The following is a 16,794-nucleotide window of genomic DNA, read 5'->3' as shown; positions in this document are numbered from 1 at the left end:
GAGACAGGTCGCTCGATGCGCCAACCCGGAGACACTTGTATTCATGTTCGATCAAACCTTGATGCACCTGATCCTGCTGCTCGGCGCGGCGATCGCACTGGTCTGGACCTTCCAGCGTCTGCAAGCGCCGCCCGTGCTCGGCTATCTGCTGGTCGGCGTGCTGCTCGGTCCCTATACGCCCGGCCCCGTGATCGAGGGACATCAACTGCGGCTGCTGGCCGAGTATGGAATCGTCTTTCTGCTGTTCACGGTCGGACTGAGCTTTTCGCTGCCGCAATTGCAGGCTCTGCGTCACACGGTGCTGTGGCTCGGCACGGCGCAGGTGGTCCTGACCACGGCGCTGGTCGGTGTCCTGGCCTGGCTCGTCGGTCTGTCGCCGGTCGCCGCTTTCGTCGTGGGCGCGGTGTTCGCCCAGTCCTCGACCACCATCCTCAGCAAGCTGCTGGAGGAACAGCGCGAGGAGCAGAGCCGTCACGGACGCCTGGGCGTGGCGATGTCGGTGTTCCAGGATGTCACCGCCGTGCCCTTCGTCGTCATCATCCCGGTGCTGGGGCTGGCGGTCGGCGCCGAGGCCATTGCGCTCTCGCTCGGCTGGGCGATGGTCAAGGCGGCGCTGGCACTGGCGCTGGTGTACATCGCCGGGCGGCGGTTGCTGCGTCCGCTCTTCCATCTGATCGTGGCGCGCCGCTCCAATGAGCTGTTCACGCTCACGGTGCTGTTCGTCTCGCTCGCCGCCGCCTGGATCACCGGCAGTCTGGGGCTGTCGATGGCCTTCGGCGGCTTCCTGGTCGGGATGATGCTCGGCGAGACCGAGTTCCGACACCAGATCGAGGCGGCGATCCGGCCTTTCCGCGATGTGCTGCTCGGGCTCTTCTTCGTCGGGATCGGGATGCTGTTCGATCTGTCGGCACTACCGGATGTCTGGCACCTGGCGCTCGGCGGCGCGCTGGCGCTGCTGGCGCTCAAGGCGCTGGTGGTGGGGCCGATCGTGCGACTGAGCGGAGCCGATGCGCTGATGTCCTGGCGCGTGGCGCTCCTGCTGACGGTCGGCGGTGAGTTCGGCTTCGCGCTACTGGCGATCGCGTTCGAATCGGGCGCCATCGCCGGTCGGGCCGAACAGGTCGCGCTGATGTCGGTGCTGCTGTCGATGGTGATCGCGCCCTTCCTCATCCGTCACAATGGCGCCATCGCCCGCCGGCTCACGCGCTCGGGCGCCAGGGCGGACGAGGCCGAGCCACAGCCTCAGCCGCTCAACATCGCCGACCTGCGCGATCATGTCATCATCTGCGGCTACGGACGGGTCGGACATACGGTCGGGACCCTGCTACGCGCCAGTGAGGTGCCCTTCGTGGCCTTCGATGCCGATCTGACGCGGGTGGCGCGTGGACGTGCGGATGGTCATGCGGTGTTCTATGGCGATGTCGCCGAGGCCGGACTCTTCGCCGCCGCACATGGCGAGCGCGCGGCCCTGGTGGTTGTCACCATCGATCAGGCCGACACGGCCTGGCGCACTGTGTCCTTTCTGCGCGCTCATTATCCGTCTCTCCCGATCATCGCCCGCGCGCGCGATCTGGAGCAGAGCGCGCGTCTGATCGCGGCCGGCGCGACCCGCGCCTATCCGGAAGCGATCGAGGCCAGCCTGCGACTCGGGGCCACAGCCTTGAGTCTGGTCGGGGCCGCACCCGAGAACGTCGATCTGCTGATCCAGGACGTTCGGGACAGCGACTATCGGCTGGTCAGCGAGGACGAACGGGCTCGGCGGCTCGATGAGCAAGGCCGCGCGGAGTCGGTCTGAGCGATGGGGTTGGGGAGAGGGGGGAGAAGGAACCGCTATGGCCAAGTTGTTTTTGAACCGTTACCAAGGGACGTCCTGTCAGCCGAGCGTATAGCCGGCATCGACGTTGAGCGTGGCGCCGGTCACGAGCCGGGCGCGCGGCGAGGCGAGGAAGAGGACGGCCTCGGCGACGTCGGCGGGCGTGACCACCTGTCGGCCCAGGACGTGACGGCGCTCCACGGTCGCCTGCATCAGATCATCCGCCCCGCTCCACATCTCGGACGCGACCACACCGGGCGCGACTCCATTGACCCGAATTCCGCGCGGACCGAGCGCCAGCGCCAGTCGGCGCGTGAGCATGTCGAGTCCGGCCTTGGCCACCGAATAGCTGGTCGAGGTGCAGGTGACGAAGGGATGCCGGCCGCAGGCCGAGGACAGATTGATCACTACGGGCGCGGCTGACTGGTCCATCAATGGCGCGCAGACCTGAGTCAGGGCAAAGGGCGCGACCAGGTTGATCTCTAAAGTCTCGCGCCAGTGCTCCAGGCTCTCCTCCAGGGTGCCGCTGTCGCGGATGACGCCGGCATTGTTGACCAGCACGTCCAGCCGCCCGACGTCCTGCTCCAGCCGTTCGGTCAGGCGCCGGCGAAAATCGGCGTCCGTGACATCCCCCGTCAGAACCACCAGGCAGCCCGCAGTGACCGCCTCCGGCCAACGCGCGCGCACGGCCTCGACCTTCTCCGGCGAGCGCCCGAAGGTGTAGACCCGATCCCCGGCATCGAGGAAAGCCGAGACCAGCCCCATGCCGATCCCCGAGGTGCCGCCGCTGATACAGACGACGCGCGAATCCGCCGTCTCATCGTCCTTGTTGGATCGCGTCGCCATCAGCGCTCACGCTGCCCGAGATTGGCATGGATGACCGATCCGTTGAACATGGGCGACTCGGCGGCGAAGGCGACCGCCGAGGCGATCTCCTCGGGCGTGATCAGACGACCGAAAGCGTTCATCGCCGTAATGGCGGCCAGCGTCTCCGGATGGCCGTCGATGAGGGCGCGCACTTGCGGAGTATCCGTGAAGCCGGGGCAGATCAGGCAGGTGTGGATGCCGCGCCCGGCCAGATCCTGACAGGTCGCGCGCATCATGCCGACGAGCGCGTGCTTGACGATCACATAGCTGGCCGCCCCCGGAACGGCCTTCTCGGACAGGGTCGAGCCGATGTAGAGCACACTCGATCCCGCTCCCAGGTGCGGCAGGATGAGTTGATTGAGCCGATTGGGCGACAGCAGGTTGAGTTCGAGCACGGCGCGCAGATCGGCGTCCGGCAGGGCATCGATGCGGTCGGCGCGCATGATCGAGGCGTTGTGCACCAGACAGATCCGGCCTTCGGTGGCGAGGCGTCCCGGCAATGTCTCGGCCAGTGCATCCAAACTCGCGGGCGATTCCAGATCGACGCTCAGGTTCTCGACCCCAGGCTCCGGGCAGGGCCGACGCGACAGATTGAGCACGCGCCAGCCATTGGCCAGGAAGCGTGCAGCGATGGCGCGTCCGATGCCCGAGCTGGCGCCGGTGATGATGAGTTGGTTCATACGGATACAGACTCCGATTGAGCGATGGCCCACTGTCCCTGCCCCGAGGAGACGCCGAGTTCGATAGCGCGGATCGCCGGGGCCATGGCGGCGATCTCGGGATGCGCGCGCAGCCGTCCTAGCAGCAATGGGGCCAGTTCCTCGATGGTGACGTTACGGATGGGAAGCAGCAGGACGTCGCGGTCCAGAAAAGGGATGCGCTCGTCGGCGAAGTGCGCCAGCACCAGTCCGTCCCGGCGCTCGATGAGCAGATAGGGCGATTCCAGCGGCAGCAGCACGCGCTCGTCGAGTGCGTCGCAGAGTTCCTTGAGCGCGCGTTTCAGGATCACATAGTCGAAGGTCAGACCTCCCTCGCCCACCCGGGCCGTGACCGCGCAGCGCACCCGGAAGTTGTGACCATGCAAATTCTCGCGCTCGGTGGCCGAGAACAGCGTGAAATGGCCGGCACTGAAATTGAGATAGTCCTTGCTGATCTCGATACGGGTCAGGATGGCTTCGGCCACAAACTTCTCCATGGGCATGATCGGCGGTCGGCCAGTTTGACGCGCTCGTCCGGAGTGTCAAGCGTGCGGCGGCCATTCGGCAATCCTGAGAATGCGGGTCGTCGCGGTCGGATCAAGCCGGCTCGGCGCGGATGAGCGCGGCTGCGGCCAGGATCGACGTCAGGATCACCAGCAGCCAGGACACCAGCAGCGTCTCGCGCGTGAACGGGAGACCGCCCGGCGCCGTCAGCGCCGTCAGGCCGACGAGGCCGAGCAGATTGACGAGATTGAAATCGACCGCGAAGCCCGGCGCGATCAGACGCGATGCGCCTTCGTCTGGTCGCGGTCTGGCGAGCAGGATCGGCGCCCAGCCGGCCAGGACGCCGACTGGCGCGACAAGCATCAGGCCAAGCGTCCAGTCATCGAGATCCAGCACCAGTGCCAGATCGAGCGCCCCCATCGCCAGCACGCGCGCGCCCACGGCCAGCAGGATCAACCCCAAACAGAAACGGGAGATCACCACCCAGATCCGCCATCTGGAGCGCACCAGTCGTGTTGGTTGTCCGGCATCGACAGCCGCCGCTTGGGTTTTACCGTCATCCCTCGGCGAAGCTGACTGTCGCGCCGCCCTGGTCATCCATGCCAGATAGAGCAGACACAGCAGAACCAGTACACCCCCATCGACCCGTCCCAGACGGCCATCGAACCCCAATCCCCAGACGCCGATCGCCGCACCGATCAGGCTCCAAGCCCGCAACCGGCTCGAAAAACGCCTTATCGCCAATAGAACGCCGAGAACATGGACGCCGATGATCGCACCAAGCCCCAGAGTGCTTGCGTCCGAACCAATGGCTTGCAAGGTCACGGCCATCGCCGGCAGCATGGCGACCAGCGCTTGCCAGGGCGAGAACCGACACCCCGATGCCCCAATCGCCCCCTGCACGCCGGCACTCCCCAGGACGAGTCCGATCAGGCCCAGGATCAGCACGGCCAGCGATAGGCTCCAATCCGGCATGGTCGAGGTCAGGGATGCTTGAGTACGCAGTCGGCGCAGGTACCGATCAATTCGACCACCGGACGGCTCGGTCGAAACCCGGTCTCACTGGCCGCCAGCGTCAGACTCCGGGCGATGGCGGCATCCTTCAGCTCGGTCACGCGCCCGCACTCGGCGCAGATGAGGAACTGGCCGGCATGTGGATGCTCGGGATGGGTGCAGCCGACGAAGGCATGCAGACTCTCGATCTTGTGCGCCAGCCCGTGTTCGAGCAGGAAGTCGAGCGCCCGATAGACGGTCGGCGGGGCCAGTGCACGTGCGCCCTCGCGCATGGATTCCAGGATCTCATAGGCCCCGAGCGGACGCTCGGCCGCGCACAGGATCGCCAGCACCCGCCGCCGTTGCGGTGTGAGCCTGACGCCGCGCTGCCGGCAGAGCGCCTCGGCCTGGTCCAGCACCCGTTCCAGGGCATCACCCGTCGTCGGCATGGCGCGCCCTACCCTCTGACCATTGCCGCCTGACGCCAGGCGCGCCGACGGTGCAACTGACGACTGACCAGCGCCGACAGGATATAGACGCACCCCGCGAGCAGGATCATGGTCGGCCCGGTCGGCAGATCCGGCCCGAACGAGAGCGCCAGCCCCAGCGTGGTGAAGAGCGCCCCGAGTCCGGTCGCGATCAGCATCATGGCCCCCAGCGAATGGACATAGTGACCGGCGATGGCCGCCGGCAGCGTCAGCAGCGCGATGACCAGGATCAGCCCCACCACCTGGATCAGCAGCACCACGGTCACGGCCACCAGACACAGCAGCAGCAGATAGAAAAACGTGACCGGCACGCCGCGCAGACGCGCGAACTCCTCGTCGAAGGTGACGGCCAGGAACTGCCGATAGAAGAGCGCGACCGTGACCACCAGCACCAGATCCAGCCCCGCCATCCACCAGAGTTCGCGCGTCGGCGCCAGCAGGATGTTGCCGAACAGAAAGCTCATCAGGTCCGAGGAATACCCTGGTGTCTTGGCGATGAAGAGCACGCCGACCGCCATGCCGATGGCCCAGAGCGCGCCGATGAGCGTGTCTTCCTGGGTCTTCCAGCTCAGACGCACCGCCCCGATCAGCAGCGCCGAGAAGATGGCCGCGATCAGCGCCCCGGCGAATGGATCGAGTCCGAAATAGAGCGCCGCGCCCATGCCGCCGAGCACCGAATGCGCGATCCCGCCGGCCATGAAGGCGATGCGCTTGACGACGACGAAGGTGCCGATCACGCCGCAGCCGACGCTGGCCAGAAGCCCCGCGATCAGTGCGCTCTGCAGGAATCCATAGGTCGCGAGTGCCGTGAGAAATTCAGCCATGCCGGTGCTCGACCTGGCGGACATGGCCGCCGTAGAGATGCTGGATGGTGTCGCCGTCGATCGCGCTGGTGCCGTGACAGGCCAGGGTCCGGTTGAGACAGGCCACGCGGCTGACGTACTCGGAGATGAAGGCGATGTCGTGCGAGACCAGCAGGATGGTCAGGCGCCGGTTGAGTTCGGCGAGCAGGTCGAAGATGTCGTTCTCGGCGCGCTGGTCGATGTTGGCCGTGGGCTCGTCGAGGATGAGCAGACGCGGCTCACCGACCAGAGCGCGCGCCAGCAGCACCCGTTGCAACTGCCCGCCCGAGAGTTGGCCGATCGGACGCCGCGCCAGATCCGCCGCCTCGACCTCGGCGAGCGCCTGCCGGGCCGCCGCGCGGTCGGCACGGCTCGACCAGCCGAGCGGCCAGCGCGACCCGAGTCCGATCCGCCCCATGGCCACGACCTCCTCGACACAGATCGGGAAGTCGCGCGGAAAGCTCGGAAACTGGGGGACGTAACCGATGGCGCGCGCCGCCTCGCGCGGCGGGCGACCGAGCACGCGAATGCGCCCTGACTGAGGTTCGAGCAGACCCAGGATCAGCTTCAGCAGCGTGCTCTTGCCGCCGGCATTGGGACCGACCAGTCCCACGAACTCACCGGCGACGATGCTCAGGTCGATGCGTTCGAGCACCAGGGTCTCGCCATAGGAGAAGCTGACGGACTCCACGCGGATCACGGGGGAGTCGGGCATTGTGCTCGGCATGGGGGTCGGGTCGATGGTAGGGGTGTCCAGGCCGTACAGTATAACAGCCCGTCAAGCCCCAAGGGATTCGTCCGTCTGAGACGCGGCGTCGGAACCGGGACGCTCCTCTAACGAGCATGCCGGGGTGGCGGCGCCCCCGGATGCGAGTCACTCTTGGGCGCGCCCATCTCGCTCCTTGAGCGTGCGTCTCAGCTGCTCGGTCATGCGCGCCAGCTCCACCACCGACCTGACGCCCATCTTGCGCATCAGGCGCCCGCGATGGACTTTGATGTTCTGCTCGCCGGTGCCGAGATCGGCCGCAATCTGCTTGTTCAGTCGTCCGGCGATCACATGGTCGAGCACCTCCCGCTCCCGCGGCGTCAGCGACGCGAGTCGCTGGTGCAGGGCCAGCCATTCCTCGCGCTCGGCCTGTCGATCGGAGGCGCGTCGTAGCGCGGCCCGGATCGCCGCCAGCAGCTCGGCCGCGTTCACCGGTTTGGTCAGGAAGTCCTCCGCACCCGCCTTCACGGTCCGCACGCTCAGGGGGATGCTGCCATGGCCGGAGAGGAAGACGATGGAAAGATCGGCGCCGCCGCGACGCAAACGCTCCTGGACCTCCAGACCATCGATCTCGGGCATGGCCAGATCCAGCACGAGGCAGGCCGGCCCCGGAGAGCGCTCGTGGGCGAGAAACTCGTGTGCGCTGGTGAAGCCGCGAACCTGGAAACCCTCGGCGCCGAGCAGCCGCGTCAGCGCCTTCAGTATCTCGGGATCGTCGTCCAGGACATAGACGATCTGTTCGTTGGTCATGATGACGGACAGTCTCTCGGTAAAGACAGGTAAATGGTCGTTCCGCGGCCGGTCGCCGATTCGGCCCAGACCCGCCCCCCGTGGCTCTTGACGACGGAGCGCACGATGGCCAATCCCATGCCGAGCCGACCGGGCTTGGTCGAATGGAAGGCGTTGAAGATCCGTCTCGGATCGGCGGCGCCGCATCCGTTGTCTGCGATCTCGATCGACACGCCGTTCGAGTGAGAAAAGGTCGTGACCGAGAGACGGCGGTCGTGCGGACTGTTGTCGGCGACGGCCTCGGCGGCGTTGGAGAGGAGATTGAGCAGAACCTGATCGATCAGAATGCCGTCGGCCTGCACCGAGGGCAGGTCCGCGGCCAGACTGAGGCTGATGGTCACACCCTGCTCGTCCAGCTCGCTGCCGATCAGACCGAGAACCCGCTTGATCGCGTCATTGACGGACAGCGGCTCGCGCTCGGGCTCGCCGCGATCGTGGAGCGCGCGGATGCGCCGAATCAAGTCAGCCGCCCGCCGGTCGGCGTCGACGATGTCGGCCAGGATCGCGCTGACCTCGGTCAGGTCCGGCTGTGTCCGGCGCAGCAGGGATTGGGCGGCCTCGGCGTTCGTCAGGATCACGGCCAGGGGCTGGTTCAGCTCGTGCGCCAGGCTGGCGGACAGCTCGCTCAAGGAGGCATCCATCGACCGGACTTCTCGCTCGGCGCGCGCGGCGCGCAGCAGCCCGTCGCTCAGTTCGTAGCCCATGGCGACGGCCATGAACAGCAGCAGCGGCGCGATCATGACGGGCATCTGAACGAAGCCCCAATACACGAGCACCGACTGGATGGCGCCGAGCGCGACGGGGATCAGGAGACCGAGCGCCAACGACAGTGCCCGTTGGCGCTCTCCCCGCCGCCAGGCGCAGACACCGCCGTCGATAATGAAGACCAGCAGCAGGAGGTTGCTGACCTGACCCAGGAGCATCCAGGGATTGGGGGCGCCGGTCGCCATGGAGAGCGGCTCACCGAAGAGCCAGACGTGGTCGATCCCGGTCGGAACGACATAGTGCAGAGAGGATTCAGAGAGGAAGTTTGCAACCAGCGCGAGCGTCCGCAGTGCCACGGCGAGCCAACCCACCCACGAAAAACGCGGCCGCAAACGCCAGTGAGCCAAACCGACGAGTGCGCAAACGCCCGACCACAACGGCACGTGCCACAAGCGTGTCGCGAGGACGTATTCCTCCAGCGTCTGCGCTTGCAGCATCAAGAACTCGGTCACCGCGACGCCGCACATGCTGACCGCAAGCAGCACGAACATCAGGTAGGCCCCGTCGTCCCGCTGCGCGACCCAGGCGGCCAGATAAATCCCGGCCAGTGTGGACGCGACGACGGCCATCGTGCCATAGAGCATCGTGATCCAGCTCATCGCCTATCCGATAACCGTGTCCATGGGCTCCAGCGTTTTACCAAGGTGCAATTTCAGCGCGCCGGCCGCTTCCATAAAATTGGACATCCACCACTCCGATGCGACTACGGTGCCCGCATATTCCAGCCCGGCACTATACACCAAACATCGATCCAGAGGATTCGTTATGGACGCCATCCTAAGCAAACCTTGGCTGCCGGTCGAGCCGGAACGGCTCTCGAAGCAATTTTCCCGGCTTGGCTGGCTCGGTTTCTGGATACAGTTCGCGCTGCTCGCGGTTCCGTTGCTGCTGCTCGCCTATGTCCTGCTGATGAGAAGTCCGGATTCCGCCCAGCGCATCGGGATCGATCTGAGCAACTACCTGTCCTACGGCAGCCTGCTCATCATGGTCTTCACGACCTTCTGGTTCTTTCGCTACACCCGTATCGGGAAGCACATCGCCGACCCGGCACGGCGTCCTGACCGGGCCTCCGTCGAGCAGACGCTGTGGGTGGGTCTATGGGCCAGCGGCGCCGGGATCGCGTTCTCGATGCTCTTGCTGTTCAGCGCCGCCGGGCGAATGCTGTTCATCCTGCTGGCGACTCCGCAAACGGGTCTCATGATCTCGTCGGGGCTGGGCGGTGATCCGGCACAGTCGATCTCCGCGATGGATGCGATCAGCCTGACGTCCCTGCTCGTCATTCTCAGCGCGGAGCTGATCGTGTTGGGTCTGTCTGTCTGGCTCCTGTTTCTCACCACCCGGTCGGCGCCGGTCGCCCCTGCTACGACCGTCTGACGTGCGGGCGGCGCACGAAGACCATGATACCGCGCATCAAAAGCCGTTTTCTGTGGGGCGCGGGCCTGGCCGCGGGAGTCCTCATCGGCGCCGCCCTCTACGTCTACTTCGTGGGCACGCGCACGGCCCTGGAGCAGGCCGAGGCCTTTGTTCTGCGTCGGATGACCGTGTCCCAACTCTCCGAGCAGGGCGTGTTTCGGTTCTTCTATGCCACCAATCGGGCTCCGGTCGACGACATGGGGCCGATCGAGTCGCGTTTCGGCTCGGAGCGCGGTGACGCCCTGAGTTTCGGCGCGTTCGAGACCAAGATCCAGCCCACGCTCGGTCTGGGGATGCTGATCAACCCCAGCGACTGGTTTCTCAACGAGGAGATCCAGCTGCAAAGCGTTCAAGCACTGGCGCCCGAGCAGCTCGTCGAAGCACTGCGCACCCAGGTGGAGGCCTCGCCCCACCGCTCGCTCCTGGTGGTGGTCCAGGGTTTCCGTGAGGCCTATCCGTCCGCGTTGCGCAAGACCGCCTTTCTCGCGCATGTCCTCGATATCGACACCCCGGTGCTGCTGTTCGACTGGCCCGGCGATCAGGGCTCGTCGTTGCGCGGCTACCGTCGGGCGCGCGAGGTCGCGCAGGCCTCGGGGGCCGACCTGGCGGCGACCCTGGAACTCGTCCTCCGCGAGGTTAGACCGAGCCGCCTGTGGCTGATGGCGAACAGCATGGGTGGGCAGGTGGTCGTGGACGCCTTCCACAAGCTCTATCAGGACGCCGACTTCTCCGACGCTGCAACCGAGATCGAGAACGTGGTGTTGACCGCCGCGGACGTCGATCACACCGACTTCAACGAACGTTTCAAGGATGAGATCAAGGCGCTTGCAAGCAACGTCACCGTCTATGTCTCGTCCAACGACCGGGCGCTGCTGGTGAGTCGTCTCATCAACCGCGGTCTGCGGCTGGGCGAGAGCACGCTGGACCCGGCGAACCCGAGTCAGGCCGAGCAAGCGGATAGCCTGTCCGCGCTCATCGAGCCGGGGGATGAGCGGCTGGTGCTGGTCGACGTCACCCCCGTCAACCGAACCCGGAATTTCCATAACTTCAGTCTCGAGACGCCGGAGTTCTTCGACGATCTCTTCCTGCGCTTGACCGGGACCGAGCTGCCGCAGACCCGCGAGCTCTATTTCCTCGAGACGCCGGCAGGCAAGCGTTACTTCGTGCTGACGCGGGGGCGCTGAGATGCCGACGACCGCCCACCGCGACCCTCGGCGGCGTCAGGTCGTTGCGATCGTGGCGGGACTTGTGCTCGCCGCCCTCGTCCTCGGCGTGCCGGACTGCAGCAACGACCCGACTCTGGCGCCCTGGCATACCCAGGCGCTCACCGAGGAATTCACCGCCGACATGGCGGGTGAGCAGGTCCGCACCCTGCAGGACTATCTGGATCTGGAGGAGCGCCTCTTCCGAGAGCTGGACGAGCAGATCGTCCGGAAAACTCCCACAGGCGCCGAGTTCGCCCTGGAGCGCTACAGTCGCGACAGCCTGGCGAGTCCGAGCCGCTGGCCGCGCGACTGGAACCGGACCTTCGAGCTCGACGCGGACGCGCCCATCGGGGGGGTGTTGCTGCTCCACGGCATGTCCGACTCACCCTATTCCCTGCGCGCCCTGGGCGAGGCCCTCAACCGCGCCGGGTATCTCGTCCTGGGCTTGCGCCTGCCCGGTCACGGCACGGCGCCATCCGGGCTGAGATCCGTCACCTGGCAAGACATGGCCGCCGCCGTCCGACTGGCGACGACGCACCTGGCCGACCGGCTCGGGGACTCGCCGCTGCACATCATCGGCTACTCCACCGGCGGACCCCTGGCCCTGGATGTCACCCTCGAAGCGCTCGAAGACGGGGCCAAGGCCGTGCCCGCGAGTCTGGTGCTGGTGTCCCCGGCCATTCGGGTCCACCCCGCGAGCGCCCTGGCCCGCTTCAAGGACGCCCTGTCGGTCCTGCCGGGCCTCGAGGATCTGGCCTATCTGGCGGTCATGAGCGAATTCGACCCCTTCAACTACAACTCGTTCGCGACCAACGCGGGCGCGCAGGTCCATGCCCTCACCCGCGACGTCGATCGGCGTATCCGCACCCTGGTGCAGGAGCCGGCGAAGGCCCGCGCGTTTCCGCCCGTTCTCGCGCTCAAGTCGACCGTCGATGCCACGGTCACGACCGAGGCCATTGTCGACAACCTGCTGAAGCGACTTCCAGGGCCCCGCAACGAGCTGGTGCTGTTCGACATCAACCGCCATGCGGCCATCGCGTCCAGCCTGCTCGTCGCGGATCCGGCCCCCTTGACCGACCGCCTGATGGCCGAGGAGCGCCTGCCGTTCGCGGTGACCTTCGTCACCAACGAGAGTCCGGAGAGTGCCAAGGTCGTCGCCCGCTACAAGGCGCCCTTTTCCCCCCAGACGTCGAGCACCCGACCGCTCGATCTCGTCTGGCCCAGCGGCATGGTCTCCCTGTCACACGTGGCTCTGGCCTTCCCGCCCGATGACCCCCTGTACGGACGCGGTCCCGCCGACAGCGGCGATCGCATCTTCCTCGGGGACATGGCACTTAGGGGCGAGCGGGGCCTGGTGCGCATTCCCGCAGACTGGCTGCTGCGGCAGCGCTACAACCCCTTCTACCCGTACCTGGAGGCACGGGTTCTGCAATGGCTGGAAGCCAGGAGCGAATCATGAACGTCCTTGCCGGCTTCTCTCCCGCGGCGCGTGGCCTGATCGTCACGGCGGCCATCGCCATCGTCCTGCTCTTCCTGCAAGCGGCGGAATCCGTCGTCGCGCCGATCCTGCTCGCCGCGTTCATCGCCGTCATCGCCGCCCCGCCCTTGCGTTGGATGCAGCGCAAGGGCGTGCCGAAATGGGGCGCCCTGGCGCTCGTCGCGTTCGTGCTGCTGGACGTCGGCAGCCTCTTCGGACTGATCGCCACCGGAGCCCTGGAGGGGTTCAAGGACAGCCTGCCCAGCTATCAGGAGCGACTGGTACTGCTCAACGATCAGTTGGGCCAGTGGCTGGAAGGCAAGGGCATCGCCAACTCGACACAGGCCATGCCCGATATCCTGGACCCTGCCCTGGCGGGCAGCCTGGTCCGTGTCGCGCTGAGCAACATGGGCTCGATCTTCGGCACCGGACTGCTGATCCTGCTGGCCGTGGTCTTCATGCTCCTGGAGGCTCCCGGCCTCTGGCTGAAACTGCGCACGGCCTTTCACCTGACCAAGGAGTCCGAGGCCCGCTTGCAGCGGGTGCTGGACGCGCTGAGCCGCTACATGGTGATCAAGACCGGCACGAGCTTCGCCACGGCGCTGTTCGTTTGGGTCTGGCTCTGGTTCCTCGGCATCGACTTCGGCGCACTCTGGGCGATCCTGGCCTTCCTGCTGAACTTCATTCCCTTCGTCGGCTCCGTCCTGATGGCGGCCCCGGCCGTACTCATGGCGCTGGTGCAAACCGATCTGTCGACCACCCTCCTGGTGGCGCTCGGTTATCTGATCGCGAATACCTTGATCGGCTCGGTTCTGGAGCCGAGGATCATGGGTCGGGGGCTCGGCATCTCGACACTGGCGGTGTTTCTGTCGCTGCTGCTATGGAGCTGGGTGCTCGGAACGGTCGGCGCCTTTCTTTCGGTTCCGCTGACGATGGTACTGATGATCGCGCTCGATGCCAGTCCACACACCCGGCCGATGGCGATCTTGCTCGGTCCGGACATTGCGCCGTCGGAAAGCCCTGCGGAAGACCAGGCGGCTATCCAGCCGTGACCGGCCGGGTGCGATCGCCCCAACCCCGTGTGGAGACGACCGCGGCGTCGCGGGGGCAAGGCCCTCATCACCCAGCTCACGATCCTGGCTGCCGCAGCAGCCCCACAACGCCAGAACAGGCGCGGACCCTTCGCTGCCGGATCTAGGCTCGACACACATCCTGGAGAACACGAATGTGGAAACTGTTGCCGCTCCTCCTGCTCGTCTCGTGCGCCGCGCAAGAACCCAATGACAGCGTCTCCCAAGCGCCGCGCCCGGACAGCTCGCGCATTGTGAGCACCCTTGATTTGCCATTGCTCCCGGCCCCGGCCACCGGCGCCCAGCAACCCGCGACGAAGGACTTCCAGACGGGGGAGACTCGGGGGCGGGTCGATGACTCCGGCGCCTGGAATCTCCGCACCTCGGTGACGCATCGGCGGCTGCGCTGCGCGACCTACGAAACGGGCATCCAGCTGGGCCGGGGAAACGCGGACTGCTCCAACGTGCGCTGGACGTCCCCCGTTCAGTTCGGCACCCGACGGACGCAGTGCAACGCGGCGACACTGATCCATGCCGGAGGGGGTGAGCTCGCCATTACAAGCGACACTTTCGAGGCGTCCAATTGCGTACGCGTTGTCATCCAGTGTAGCGGACCCTGCTGAGCGGCCATGCAAGATCTCATGCAATACCTCTGCTGGAGGACTGGCGCTGGTGGTTGGGAGATTTCGATGCATCTCGACCGGAGGCTTTGGCGTGTTGCCGCGCTCGTCCTGATGCTGCTGTTCCTGCCGCGGCTCGAGGCGGGCGAAGTCCTGGAGGGAGTGAAGGCCCGCGGGCTGCTGCGCTGCGGAGTCAGTGAAGGCATTCCAGGCTTCTCCGAGCGCGACGCCGATGGACGCTGGCAGGGGTTCGACGTGGACTTCTGTCGCGCGCTCGCGGCTGCGGTCCTGGGGGATCCGGACAAGGTCGAGTACCTGCCCCTGCGCGCCTCGACACGATTTCCCTCGTTACAGGCGCACAAGATCGATCTGCTCCTGCGCAACACCACCTGGAACCTGACCCGCGAGGCAGTGTTGAAGGTCCAGTTTCCCGGAATCCTGTTCTACGACGGCCAGGGATTCATGGTGCCCGCCGCGGCGGACATTGCGACGCTGGCGGACCTGGAGGGCGCGACCGTCTGCATCGTGAAAGGGACGACGCACAGGCGCAATCTCGAAGAGTGGTTTCGCGCCAAGGGGTGGTCGGTCACGCCGCTGGTCATCGATTCACCCGCCGAGGCGGCCCAGGCCTTCTTCGCCGGCCGCTGCCGCGCCTACAGCTCGGATGCCGCGCAGCTCGCCGCGATGCGCCTGCACGCGCCCAACGATCCTGAGGATTTCGTCATCCTGCCCGAGCGTATCTCCAAGGAGCCGCTCAGTCCCGTCGTCTGGGGCGGTGATCCGGAATGGACCACCGTGGTCCGCTGGGTTCTGAACCTCCTGATCCTCGCCGAGGAATACGGAATCACGCGCGAGAACCTCGAGACCGTCATCGCGGAGAACCGCAACCCTCTGGTGCTCCGCTCCACGGAGGAAGAGGCCATGATCGCACGGTCCCTGGGGATACCTGTCCTGTGGGCAACCCGGGTGCTGAAAGCCGTCGGCAACTACGGCGAGATGTACGAGCGCAACATTGGCCGCGATAGCCCGCTCGAGATCGAGCGTGGTCTCAACCGGCTCTGGACCCAGGGCGGACTGCACTATGCCCTACCCATGGATTGAGTGATGCGGCCATGACCGACATACAGATCTATCTGACCCTCGGCGTCTTCGCCACGGTCATCCTGCTGATTGCGTTCGACGTCGTCGATATGGTGGTCGCGGCCCTGCTCGGGGTCTGCGTCTTGATCATGTTCGATATCCTCGATAGAGGCGATCTCATCCAGATCGTGCAAACGGCCAGTGGTCCGCTCGCCCTGCTCTTCGGCGGCATGGTGGTGGCGCGGGTGATCAGCCGGACCGGGATTTTCGAATGGCTCGAGGATGCCGTGTTGCACGCCACCGCCGGGAGCGGCAAACGCCTGCTGCTGCTGATCGTGGCCCTGGTCGCTCTGGTGTGCGCGATACTTCCCAACGCGACCGCAGTCATTTTGGTGGCGCCGATCATCGTCGGCGTCTGTCGGGCGCTCAAGGTGGATTTCGTCGGCCCCCTGATCATCACGGCCATCGTCAGCAATGCCGCCGGCATGCTCACCCTGGTGGGCGACCCCGCGACCTTTCTGGTCGGCAGCGCGATCGGGCTGTCTTTCATCGACTATCTGCGGCTGGTGAGCCTCGGCGGGCTGCTGGCGCTCCTGGTCATCGTGCCCCTGCTGCCACGCCTGTTGCCGGAGGTCTGGGCCGCACGGGTGACCTTGCCCGCAAAGCGCCGGCCGGTGACGATCGAGCGCCCCGCCTTCCTGGCGCTATCGCTCTCGGTGCTCGTGATCATGGTGGTCCTGTTCCTGGTCGGAGAATCCCTGCCGAATACCATCATCCCGCCCCAGGTCGCCATCATCGCCGCGTCGCTGGCGCTACTCGTGGTCTATGGCGCACGCATCGAGCCGGTGGGCGAGGTCATCCGCGACGTGGACTGGAAGACGATCGTGTTTCTCGGCGCCATCTTCACTCTGGTTCAGGCGTTCGTCAAAACCGAGCTGCTGCAAGGGTTGTCGATCCAGCTCTACGACTGGTTCGGAGGCGATTTCATGCCGGTGGCGCTCCTGTCGCTGGCCGGCATCGGCGTCTTGTCGAGTCTGCTGGCCAATATCCCGGTGGTCGCCGCCGCGCTGGTGATGACGACAGGTTATCTGGTGGCCGCCGAAGCCGTGCCTGAGATCGCGCTGGGCCCCGGCTTCACCGATTGGCCCGATACGACCTTGCCCCTGTTCATCGCCATGATGTTCGGCGGCACCCTGGGCGGCAATGCCACCTTGATCGGCGCCTCGGCCAATGTCGTCGCCGTCGGCATCTGTGCCGCCCACGGCAAGCGGGTGAACTTCATGCAGTTCCTGCGCATCGGCCTGCCGATCGCGGCGTTGCAATTGTTTGTCGGGGCGCTCTATGTCCTGGCGCTGGATGCGATTCTGGGTTCGGGCGCTCTCGACTCCATCGCGCATTAGGTGC

At 66.1% G+C, this 16,794-nt stretch carries 17 protein-coding genes; 8 read left to right on the top strand and 9 right to left on the bottom strand.

Annotation, left to right across the window (positions count from 1 at the left end; translation table 11 throughout):
* Window positions 1-43: 43 nt before the first annotated feature.
* Window positions 44-1,795: a cation:proton antiporter gene (locus tag HW932_RS07035; RefSeq protein ID WP_176975787.1), complete on the top strand. Its 1,752-nt coding sequence runs from the start codon at window positions 44-46 to the stop codon at window positions 1,793-1,795.
* Window positions 1,796-1,873: 78 nt separating this feature from the next.
* On the opposite strand, the gene HW932_RS07030 is transcribed toward HW932_RS07035, so the two are convergent.
* The 9 genes from HW932_RS07030 to HW932_RS06990 all read right to left on the bottom strand — a co-directional run bounded on the left by HW932_RS07030 (window position 1,874) and on the right by HW932_RS06990 (window position 9,124).
* A complete protein-coding gene (locus HW932_RS07030; RefSeq protein WP_176975786.1) occupies window positions 1,874-2,659 on the bottom strand; it encodes an SDR family NAD(P)-dependent oxidoreductase in 786 nt (261 codons plus the stop codon).
* Window positions 2,659-3,360, bottom strand: coding sequence for an SDR family NAD(P)-dependent oxidoreductase (locus tag HW932_RS07025; protein WP_176975785.1), 702 nt, complete (start codon window positions 3,358-3,360; stop codon window positions 2,659-2,661). Before HW932_RS07025 ends, HW932_RS07030 begins: the two co-directional genes overlap by 1 nt.
* A complete protein-coding gene (locus tag HW932_RS07020; protein WP_176975784.1) occupies window positions 3,357-3,881 on the bottom strand; it encodes a 6-pyruvoyl trahydropterin synthase family protein in 525 nt (174 codons plus the stop codon). The genes HW932_RS07025 and HW932_RS07020 overlap by 4 nt, the downstream gene beginning before the upstream one ends.
* 94 nt (window positions 3,882-3,975) lie before the next feature.
* The gene (locus HW932_RS07015) at window positions 3,976-4,857 is read right to left on the bottom strand and encodes a hypothetical protein (RefSeq protein ID WP_176975783.1); all 882 of its coding nucleotides are present in this window, start codon (window positions 4,855-4,857) and stop codon (window positions 3,976-3,978) included.
* Between the two features lie 8 nt (window positions 4,858-4,865).
* The gene (locus tag HW932_RS07010) at window positions 4,866-5,324 is read right to left on the bottom strand and encodes a Fur family transcriptional regulator (protein WP_176975782.1); all 459 of its coding nucleotides are present in this window, start codon (window positions 5,322-5,324) and stop codon (window positions 4,866-4,868) included.
* A gap of 8 nt (window positions 5,325-5,332) precedes the next feature.
* Window positions 5,333-6,187: a metal ABC transporter permease gene (locus HW932_RS07005; protein WP_176975781.1), complete on the bottom strand. Its 855-nt coding sequence runs from the start codon at window positions 6,185-6,187 to the stop codon at window positions 5,333-5,335.
* Complete coding sequence (locus HW932_RS07000) at window positions 6,180-6,932, bottom strand: metal ABC transporter ATP-binding protein (protein WP_246296707.1); 753 nt, start codon at window positions 6,930-6,932, stop codon at window positions 6,180-6,182. The genes HW932_RS07005 and HW932_RS07000 overlap by 8 nt, the downstream gene beginning before the upstream one ends.
* Window positions 6,933-7,079: 147 nt before the next feature.
* Complete coding sequence (locus HW932_RS06995) at window positions 7,080-7,721, bottom strand: response regulator transcription factor (protein ID WP_176975780.1); 642 nt, start codon at window positions 7,719-7,721, stop codon at window positions 7,080-7,082.
* On the bottom strand, window positions 7,718-9,124 hold the full coding sequence (locus tag HW932_RS06990; protein ID WP_176975779.1) for a sensor histidine kinase: 1,407 nt from the start codon (window positions 9,122-9,124) through the stop codon (window positions 7,718-7,720). The genes HW932_RS06995 and HW932_RS06990 overlap by 4 nt, the downstream gene beginning before the upstream one ends.
* Between HW932_RS06990 and HW932_RS06985 the strand changes: the two genes are divergently transcribed.
* The 7 genes from HW932_RS06985 to HW932_RS06955 all read left to right on the top strand — a co-directional run bounded on the left by HW932_RS06985 (window position 9,111) and on the right by HW932_RS06955 (window position 16,790).
* A complete protein-coding gene (locus HW932_RS06985; protein ID WP_176975778.1) occupies window positions 9,111-9,899 on the top strand; it encodes a DUF3611 family protein in 789 nt (262 codons plus the stop codon). The genes HW932_RS06990 and HW932_RS06985 overlap by 14 nt on opposite strands.
* A 23-nt stretch (window positions 9,900-9,922) precedes the next feature.
* The gene (locus tag HW932_RS06980) at window positions 9,923-11,122 is read left to right on the top strand and encodes an alpha/beta hydrolase (protein WP_176975777.1); all 1,200 of its coding nucleotides are present in this window, start codon (window positions 9,923-9,925) and stop codon (window positions 11,120-11,122) included.
* A gap of 1 nt (window position 11,123) precedes the next feature.
* A complete protein-coding gene (locus tag HW932_RS06975) occupies window positions 11,124-12,602 on the top strand; it encodes an alpha/beta hydrolase (RefSeq protein ID WP_176975776.1) in 1,479 nt (492 codons plus the stop codon).
* The gene (locus tag HW932_RS06970; RefSeq protein WP_176975775.1) at window positions 12,599-13,672 is read left to right on the top strand and encodes an AI-2E family transporter; all 1,074 of its coding nucleotides are present in this window, start codon (window positions 12,599-12,601) and stop codon (window positions 13,670-13,672) included. The genes HW932_RS06975 and HW932_RS06970 overlap by 4 nt, the downstream gene beginning before the upstream one ends.
* A gap of 173 nt (window positions 13,673-13,845) precedes the next feature.
* The gene (locus tag HW932_RS06965; protein WP_176975774.1) at window positions 13,846-14,313 is read left to right on the top strand and encodes a hypothetical protein; all 468 of its coding nucleotides are present in this window, start codon (window positions 13,846-13,848) and stop codon (window positions 14,311-14,313) included.
* A gap of 66 nt (window positions 14,314-14,379) precedes the next feature.
* Window positions 14,380-15,411, top strand: coding sequence for an amino acid ABC transporter substrate-binding protein (locus HW932_RS06960; protein ID WP_176975773.1), 1,032 nt, complete (start codon window positions 14,380-14,382; stop codon window positions 15,409-15,411).
* A gap of 11 nt (window positions 15,412-15,422) precedes the next feature.
* Window positions 15,423-16,790: an ArsB/NhaD family transporter gene (locus HW932_RS06955; protein ID WP_176975772.1), complete on the top strand. Its 1,368-nt coding sequence runs from the start codon at window positions 15,423-15,425 to the stop codon at window positions 16,788-16,790.
* Window positions 16,791-16,794: the final 4 nt, after the last annotated feature.

Source organism: Allochromatium humboldtianum, assembly GCF_013385175.1.
Lineage (GTDB): Bacteria > Pseudomonadota > Gammaproteobacteria > Chromatiales > Chromatiaceae > Thermochromatium > Thermochromatium humboldtianum.
Note: the sequence above shows the minus strand (reverse complement) of the source record. Positions and strands in the feature narration are given on the sequence as shown.

Bases quoted from the DNA above. Each gene is read 5' to 3' on its own strand.
- HW932_RS07035 (WP_176975787.1), top strand. From the start codon at position 44: ATGTTCGATCAAACCTTGATGCACCTGATCCTGCTGCTCGGCGCGGCG.
- HW932_RS07030 (WP_176975786.1), bottom strand. From the start codon at position 2,659: ATGGCGACGCGATCCAACAAGGACGATGAGACGGCGGATTCGCGCGTC.
- HW932_RS07025 (WP_176975785.1), bottom strand. From the start codon at position 3,360: ATGAACCAACTCATCATCACCGGCGCCAGCTCGGGCATCGGACGCGCC.
- HW932_RS07020 (WP_176975784.1), bottom strand. From the start codon at position 3,881: ATGCCCATGGAGAAGTTTGTGGCCGAAGCCATCCTGACCCGTATCGAG.
- HW932_RS07015 (WP_176975783.1), bottom strand. From the start codon at position 4,857: ATGCCGGATTGGAGCCTATCGCTGGCCGTGCTGATCCTGGGCCTGATC.
- HW932_RS07010 (WP_176975782.1), bottom strand. From the start codon at position 5,324: ATGCCGACGACGGGTGATGCCCTGGAACGGGTGCTGGACCAGGCCGAG.
- HW932_RS07005 (WP_176975781.1), bottom strand. From the start codon at position 6,187: ATGGCTGAATTTCTCACGGCACTCGCGACCTATGGATTCCTGCAGAGC.
- HW932_RS07000 (WP_246296707.1), bottom strand. From the start codon at position 6,932: ATGCCGAGCACAATGCCCGACTCCCCCGTGATCCGCGTGGAGTCCGTC.
- HW932_RS06995 (WP_176975780.1), bottom strand. From the start codon at position 7,721: ATGACCAACGAACAGATCGTCTATGTCCTGGACGACGATCCCGAGATA.
- HW932_RS06990 (WP_176975779.1), bottom strand. From the start codon at position 9,124: ATGAGCTGGATCACGATGCTCTATGGCACGATGGCCGTCGTCGCGTCC.
- HW932_RS06980 (WP_176975777.1), top strand. From the start codon at position 9,923: ATGATACCGCGCATCAAAAGCCGTTTTCTGTGGGGCGCGGGCCTGGCC.
- HW932_RS06975 (WP_176975776.1), top strand. From the start codon at position 11,124: ATGCCGACGACCGCCCACCGCGACCCTCGGCGGCGTCAGGTCGTTGCG.
- HW932_RS06970 (WP_176975775.1), top strand. From the start codon at position 12,599: ATGAACGTCCTTGCCGGCTTCTCTCCCGCGGCGCGTGGCCTGATCGTC.
- HW932_RS06965 (WP_176975774.1), top strand. From the start codon at position 13,846: ATGTGGAAACTGTTGCCGCTCCTCCTGCTCGTCTCGTGCGCCGCGCAA.
- HW932_RS06960 (WP_176975773.1), top strand. From the start codon at position 14,380: ATGCATCTCGACCGGAGGCTTTGGCGTGTTGCCGCGCTCGTCCTGATG.
- HW932_RS06955 (WP_176975772.1), top strand. From the start codon at position 15,423: ATGACCGACATACAGATCTATCTGACCCTCGGCGTCTTCGCCACGGTC.